This window comes from Streptomyces panacea (assembly GCF_040560175.1).
Classification (GTDB): domain Bacteria; phylum Actinomycetota; class Actinomycetes; order Streptomycetales; family Streptomycetaceae; genus Streptomyces; species Streptomyces panacea.
This window is the reverse complement of the sequence record NZ_JARJHW010000269.1, coordinates 1-7,488: the sequence shown is the minus strand read 5'-3', so window position 1 is coordinate 7,488 and position 7,488 is coordinate 1. Positions and strand designations below refer to the sequence as shown.

Sequence of the window (7,488 nt, the reverse complement as noted above, 5' to 3'; positions counted from 1 at the left end):
TGAGACGGGTGGCGCGGCGGCGGGGGGCGAGGGGGACGGAGGCGAAGGTGAACGTGACGGCCGGTGGCGCGGCCGTTGTGGCGGCGGTCGTCTTCGCGCTCGCCGACTTCACGGCGGTCGTCTTCGCGGTCGCCTTCTTGGCGGCGGCTGCGGTCGTTGTGGCGGCGGTCGGGGCGGTGTCGGCGGGTCTCGCCGTGTCGGATGCGTCGACGGTGTCGAGCGTGTCGGCGGACAGGGGGCACCTCCGGGCGCGCGTGATCGGTCGAGCCGACCCTCCGTGCCGCCGACGGACCGCGCGACCGCAGGCCCGCCGACCGGGTACGAAGCGGCGCCGTACGAGGGGTGTTCGGGGCGGGGCGGCGTGTCGGCGTGACAGGCGGTGGGTGAGCGGGTGAGCGGGTGAGCGAGCGCGTCCGCGCCCAGGCGCGCCCGCATCGGCCCTCAGTCCGCCTTGCGGAAGATCTCCGACAGCCTGTCCCCGCTGTCCGGCGACAGCGGCCCCGGCGTGTCCGGCCCCTGGAGGCCCAGCAGCACCGCCAGGTCCCTGCCGTGTACGTCCACCGCCGACTCCACCAGTGATGCCAGCGCCTCCACCGATTCGCGGGCGCGGGACCGGGCCACCGTCGCGCAGCCCGCCGCGATCAGGACGGCGGGCCACCACCAGACGGCGACGGCGAGACAGCCGAGCGACCACGCGCCGAGCCGGGCCGCCGCCGCCAGGGACGCGCGGGCGGACTCGATCTGGCGCTGGGCCGGTTCGGGAAGGATCAGCCAGAGGCGTGGCCAGACGGCGGCGAGGTCGATGCCGTACGCCGCGTGGACCCGCCGGGCCGCCGCCGCGAGACGGTCGCCGTACCAGGTGGGGCGGCTCGGTGGGACCAGGGCGATACGGTCGCGGGCCCGGGTGAGGCGTTCGATCCCGGCGGCCGGGGTGGCCGGGTCGCGGATCGCGTCGGTCCGTGCGCGGTCGAGGCGCCGCCAGGCCGCGTGACGGCGGCGCTGGAGGCGGCGTCCGAGGGGGAAGCGGCTCTCGCGCACCCAGAAGCTCTCGACGGCGGCCCCCACGAACTGCGCGGCCAGCGACAGTCCCGCGGAGAGCAGAAGGACGGCGGCCACCGCGACCGCCGCCGTGCCGGTGCGGTCCATGACCGGCCGGGCGGTGAGGTCGTCGAGTGCCTCGCTCAGTCGGTGGATGTCGTACCAGTGGGTGTGCCCGAGGGTCGTGCCGGCGGCGAGGACGCCCAGGAAGAGGGCGCCGGGCAGTACGAGGAGGTTGAGCCACCGCTCGGTGAGTTTCGTGCCGAGCGTGACCAGGAGCGGGTTCACCGGCGCGGATACGTCGAGAGCCCCGGGCTCATGCCGTCGGGTCTTCGCGCAGGCGCTCTTTGCGCATCCGTACGCCGTTGACCGCGCACGCGGGCGCCGGCCACAGGTCCTTGGCGGGCTCGCGGCGCGTGCAGGGCACCGTACCGGGACAGAGCGCGACCTTGATCATCGGGCGGACACCGGGCAGGGCGGCGGAAGATCCCGGGACTCCGCCCCGTCGGCCGCCGAGCCCTCGCGCGTCGCCCGCCCTGCGCAGCGCCTCGTCCACCGCGTCGAGGGCGGCGTCCAGTTCATCCGGGTCGGCGGCGTTCGCGGTCAGCAGCCGGGTCGCCCGCCCGACCGCCTCCGCGACCCGGGCGTCACGGCTCCCCAGTCCGTCCGGGGCGTTGAGCAGCAGGCACAGAGCCGCGATGGAATCGGTGCGTCGACGCTCCCCCGGCGCGCTGCCTGATGCGGTCATGGCGCCAAGTGTGCCTCGGGCGCGCACTCTTGGCTCCGGCTTGAACACAATGGGTCAGTGGAACGGACGCGTGGTGGGGCGAGCAGGGGGAGGGCGTAAGGGTGAGGGTGACGAGTCGGGAGCGGCTGCTGGCCGCGGTGGCCGAGCGGCTGGCGCGGGTCGATCAACAGGGCGACGAGGCAATGCTGTTCGGCCCCGAGGCCGACGCCGAGGTGGCGGCGTTGCTGCGCGGCTGCGACCTGGGCACCGACATGGAGGCCCGGCACGTGGCCGGTTGGCTGTTCTGGTACCGCTGCGCGTCGCTCGGCGAGGGGCGTGGCGCGGAGGAGGGCAGCTGTGCCGGGATGCTGCTCTATCCCGTCTGGGTGCGCGACCGTGCCGCCGTACCACCGGAGTTGGCGGGCTTCTGGGCCGCTCAGCCCCCGGAGTCCTGGCCGGATCCGGCGAGCGCGGACGGGCCGGAGGAGTGGACGCTGGTGTGCCTGGCCGCCACGGCCGCCGGGCAGGGCCGTCAACTGCCCGGGGCACCACCCGAGATGGCGAGGGCGTTCGAACTGCCGGGCACCACACCCGACATCGTGCGGGCGCAGGCGATCGGCGCGGGACGGCTCGCCGTGCTCGCCACCGATGACGACGACCCGGAACGCGCCCTCCGTGTCGGCCGGCTGGCGGAGGCGATGGCCGCGGCGGCCATCGCCCGGGGCGACGACGAGCTGCGGCAGGAGTCGGCGCGCCTGGCCGACGAGGCGTTACGGCTCCAGCGCCACGCCGTGCGGCTCACCCCGGCCGACGACCCCGACCGCCTGCCGCGTCTGAGCGATCACGGGCTGTGGCTCGTCGCGCGCTACGAGCGGACGTCCGATCCGGAGGACCTGGACGAGGCGATCGGGATCGCGCGTGACGTCGTGGCTCAGGCGGCGGACCGCGCCCCCGGCGGCGACCTGGATCTTCCCCGGTACCGGAGCATCCTGGCGCGGGCGTCGGCCCTGCGGCTCGATCGGTCGGGCGGTGCGGTCGAGGAGTTCGACGAGGTGGTCGAGCTGTACCGGCGGGCCGCGCCCGGCGACCCGAACGGGCCGGGTCCGGGTCTGGCGAATCTCGGCGGCGCGCTCCTCAAGCGGTACGAGGTGACCGGGGCGCTGCCGGACGTGGAGGAGGCGATCACCGTGCTGTCCCGGTCGCGCCGGGAGATGTGGTCCGAACCGCAGGAGCGGTCGCGGGCGGACGAACAGCTGGGAGTCGCCCTGCGCGCGCGGTACGCGCGCCTCGGAGACGTGACCGATCTGGAGGAGGCGCGGCGCCTGCTCGGCGGCGAGGCCCCGCACGCCGTCGCCGCAGGAGCAGACGTGGACGTGGACGTGGACGTGGACGCGGCCACCACGGCAGAGGTCATCACCGCGGACGCCACCACGGCAGACGCCATCACCGCGGACGCCGCCACCACCCACGAGACGACCGGCCGTACGCTTCAGCGCCTGGTCAACTCCGCCCTGGAGCTGCGTGGTCGCTACGAGCGGGGTCTTGGTGACCCGGACGATCTCCGTACGGCGTCGGCGAGCCTGCGCGAGGCGCTCGCGATGCTCCCGGCCGGTCACGCGGCGCGGCCGGGCGTACTCGGCGACCTCGGCGGCGTCCTGGTCTCCAGCCATCAACACGCGGCCGGGCCGGACGAGTTGACCGAGGCGGTCGACGCGTTGCGTGAGTCCGTACGGGAGACACCCGCCGGACACCATCAGCTCGGCGGACGGCTGATCAATCTCGGTGCCGCGCTGATGCTCCGTCACAACCGGCTGGAGGATTCGGCGGATCTCGCCGAGTCGCTGGACTGTCGCCGGCGCGCCGCGGCGCTGCCCGGCACCTCTCCCGTGAAGCGCGCCGCGATCCTGTCCGCGACGGGCGCCGCTCTGATCCGTACCGCCGACCGGACCAGGGAGCCGGCCACCGCCGATCAGGCGGTGGAGCACATCAGGGCTGCGCTGGAGCTGACCGATGCGACCGATCCGCTCCTGCCGCAAAGGCAGTTGGCGCTCTCGATCACCCTTCTGCGGCGCTTCGAGATCACGCTCGGCCGCCACGACGTGCGGGAGGCGCGCAGGCTCGTGGACGCGGTGCTCGCCGCGCTGCCCGAGGGGTCTCCCCGGCGGGGGAACGTCCTGATGGTGGCCGCCGCCGCCCAGCGGGCCTCACTGCGGACCGCTCTGTCGTCGAACGCGCGGAACGAGGTGGTCCGGCTGCTGCGTGAGGCCGTCGATGTGACCCCGCCGGACCATCCGAACCTCACGACGCGGCTGTCCGCGCTCGGCACGGCCCTGGCCGAACGGTACGGGCGCACGCGCGCGGAGGACGATCTCAAGCAGGCCGCCGGGGCCTTCCGCGAGGCGGCGCTGGAACCGCAGTGCCCGCCGTCCGAACGGCTGGAGGCCGCCTGGAAGTGGGCCCGTGCCGGGCTGGAGCTCGGACGGCCGGATCTCGCGCTGAAGGGGTACGTCGTCGCCGTCGACCTGATGCCGGTCCTCTCGCCGCGCCATCTGCTGCGCGACGACCAGGAAGTCCGGCTCGCGGAGACGACGGGGCTGGGCGCGGAGGCCGCCGCCTGCGCGGTCCGGTGCGGTGAACCAGGTCTCGCGGTACGGCTGTTGGAGCAGGCGCGCGGAGTGCTGCTGGCGCAGGCCCTCGACGCGAACAGCGACCTGACGGAACTGGCCCGCAGGGCACCGGAGTTGGCGGGCCGACTGGTCAGGCTGAGGGACGGACTCGACGAGTCGACGGGTGCCTCGGAGCCGGAGCCGGAGCCGGAACCGGAGGACAGCGGGGGGCCCGCGGGGGAGGACCCCGCCAGCGACCGACGGCAGCGGCTGACGGCCCAATGGGACGAGCTGACCGCACAGATCCGCGCCGAGTACCCGGAGTTGCGCCTCTTCCGTCCCGTACGCGACTGGGACGAGGCCGAGTTGTCCGCCACGGCCGCCCACGGCCCCGTCGTCCTGGTGCATGTGCCACGCGCCGACAGCGGCGGCGCCGCCGAAGTCCCGTCCGGCGGAGCGCTCTTGGTGACCGGACGGTCCGTCGAGGCCGTACCGTTGCCGCTGCTCACCGCACCGGCGGTCACCGCGCACACCGAGCGTTTCCACGACGCGCTCGCCCGGCTGAACGCGCCCGGGAGCGGTCACGAGGAAGCGCTGCGGGCACAGGACGAGGTGCGGTCCACACTCGACTGGCTCTGGTCGGCAGTCACCGGCCCCGTGCTCGACCGGCTGGGCTTCGGCGTCCCCCCGGAGGGGGAGGCGCCGCCGCGGCTCTGGTGGTCGCCGGGCGGGCTGCTCGGCACGCTGCCCCTGCACGCCGCCGCGCCGTACGGCACCGGGCCCGGTGCCCTCGACCGGGTGGTGTCCTCGTACGCCCCCACGCTCCGTACGCTCCACCACGCCCGCACGCGTGTCCCGGCCCGTATCCCCTCGCGCGCCTACGCGCGGCCGGCCGCCGACGCACACGGCGGCGGCGTGGGCGAGGGTGTGGGCGTGGGTGTGCGTGCCCGCAGGGACGACTCCGTGCTGATCGTCGCGGTCCCGGAGGCGGATGGACAGCCCGCGCTGCACGGCGCGCGCGAGGAGGCCGAGTGGCTGGCGGAACGGCTGCCGTACGCCACGGTCCTCGCCGACGGCGCGGCGACCCGCGCGGCGGTCGAGGCCCGGCTGCGCGACCACGCGCACGCGCACTTCGCCTGCCACGCCGTCAGCGACCCGCTGCGCCCGTCGGCCGGCCGGATGGTGCTGCACGGCCCGCCCGACGCGTCGCCGACGATCCGCGATCTCGCCCGGCTGCGCCTGCCCGGCGCGCGTCTGGCCTACCTGTCGGCGTGCGACACCATGCGGATCAGCGCCGAACTCGCCGACGAGTCCGTACACATCGCGAGCGCCTTCCAGATGGCGGGCTTCCCGCATGTCGTCGGCTCGCTCTGGCAGGTGGACGACACGGTCGGGACCCGGATCGCCCGCCGGGTGTACGAGCAGCTGGACACCGGCGCCGGGGCCGCCCTCACCGTCGAGGACACGGCGCGCGCCCTGCACCGCGCGGTGTGCGAGGTCCGGGCCGACTACCCCCGTACGCCGAGCCTCTGGGCCTGCCAGGTCCACGCGGGGCCGTGACGGACAGCCCCGGAGGTCACCCCGCCAGCGTCTTCAGGCGGGCCGCCGCGTCCGCCAGGACCTCCGTGCGCTTGCAGAACGCGAAGCGTACGAAGGGCGCGCCCTGCTCCCGGTGGTCGTAGAACACCGCGTTCGGTACGGCCACCACCCCGCACCGCTCCGGCAGCGCCCGGCAGAAGGCGAAGCCGTCGCTCTCGCCGAGCGGCCGGATGTCGGTGGTGACGAAGTACGTGCCGGCCGGCCGGTAGACCTCGAAACCGGCCGCGGCGAGCCCCGCCGACAGCAGGTCGCGCTTGGCCCGCAGATCGTCGCGCAGCTCGTCGAAGTAGCTGTCCGGCAGCCGCAGCGCCTCGGCGACGGCGTACTGGAAGGGGCCCGCCGAGACGTACGTCAGGAACTGCTTCGCCGCCCTGACCGTCGTCACCAGCTCCGGCGAGGCCGTCACCCAGCCGACCTTCCAGCCGGTGAACGAGAACGTCTTGCCCGCGCTCCCGATGGTGACCGTGCGCCCGCGCATCCCCGGGAAGGACGCGAGGGGCAGATGCTCGCCGTCGAAGACCAGGTGCTCGTACACCTCGTCGGTGACGACCAGCAGATCCCGCTCGACGGCGAGCGCGGCCACGGCTGTCAGCTCCTCGCGGGTGAGGACCGTGCCGGTCGGGTTGTGCGGGGTGTTGAGGAGGATCAGCCGGGTGCGCGGGGTGACGGCGTCGCGCAGTTCGTCCAGGTCCAGGTGGTACGCGCCGTCGCGGGGCCGCAGCGTGACGGGGACGCGGGTGCCGCCCGCCAGGGCGATGGAGGCGGCGTACGAGTCGTAGTACGGCTCCAGGGCGATGACCTCGTCGCCGGGCTCGACGAGGGCGAGCAGCGACGCGGCGATGGCCTCGGTGGCGCCCGCCGTGACCAGGACCTCGGTGTCGGGGTCGTACGCCAGGCCGTACCGCTTCAGCTGGTGGTCGGCGATGGCGGTGCGCAGCTCGGGGATGCCGGGGCCGGGCGGGTACTGATTGCCGCGACCGTCGCGCAGCGCCCGTACCGCCGCCTCCCTGACCTCCTCGGGGCCGTCGGTGTCGGGGAAGCCCTGGCCCAGGTTGATCGCGCCGGTCCGCAGGGCCAGCGCCGACATCTCGGCGAAGATCGTCGTCCCGAACTCCGCGAGGCGTCGGTTGAGCAGGGGGCGGCGCGCGGGGTCGTCGCTCGCGGCGGGTGTCGGGGGATTCGTGGCGGTCATGGCGGCCATCCTGCGCCGAAGCTCTGGAGTTGCTCAACTCTGCTTTGGGTTCGCGGGGCGCAGGGCATCCCCCTGTCACGAAAGAGGACGGCACGAAAGCCGAACACTGGCGAAGCCGGTCACGCGACGGTGCGGCGGCCTCGCTTCGGGGGAACAGAAAGACGGTGAAGACGATGAACATTCTGGGCTTGGACTTCGGGATTTTCGCACTGTTGGTCGCCGGGCTCCTGCTCATGCTGGGGACCCTTTCGAAGCGCCGGCGGGCGCGGAACCGGAGCCGCGGTGCGCGCCTCGCCGCCGGCCGCCGGTCCGGCGCGTCCTCCGGT

At 74.5% G+C, this 7,488-nt stretch carries 4 protein-coding genes; 1 reads left to right on the top strand and 3 read right to left on the bottom strand.

What is annotated here, in order from left to right; genetic code table 11:
- Positions 1 to 441 precede the first annotated feature (441 nt).
- Positions 442 to 1,326, bottom strand: coding sequence for a hypothetical protein (locus P3L51_RS33980; protein WP_354609210.1), 885 nt, complete (start codon positions 1,324 to 1,326; stop codon positions 442 to 444).
- 28 nt (positions 1,327 to 1,354) lie between these two features.
- Entirely contained in the window at positions 1,355 to 1,786 is a 432-nt protein-coding gene (locus tag P3L51_RS33975) for a hypothetical protein (protein ID WP_354609209.1), read from the bottom strand.
- A gap of 101 nt (positions 1,787 to 1,887) precedes the next feature.
- Here P3L51_RS33975 and P3L51_RS33970 point away from each other — a divergent pair, with 101 nt between their 5' ends.
- Positions 1,888 to 5,931, top strand: coding sequence for a CHAT domain-containing protein (locus P3L51_RS33970; RefSeq protein ID WP_354609208.1), 4,044 nt, complete (start codon positions 1,888 to 1,890; stop codon positions 5,929 to 5,931).
- A gap of 16 nt (positions 5,932 to 5,947) precedes the next feature.
- On the opposite strand, the gene P3L51_RS33965 is transcribed toward P3L51_RS33970, so the two are convergent.
- Positions 5,948 to 7,171: a pyridoxal phosphate-dependent aminotransferase gene (locus tag P3L51_RS33965; protein WP_354609207.1), complete on the bottom strand. Its 1,224-nt coding sequence runs from the start codon at positions 7,169 to 7,171 to the stop codon at positions 5,948 to 5,950.
- Positions 7,172 to 7,488 lie beyond the last annotated feature (317 nt).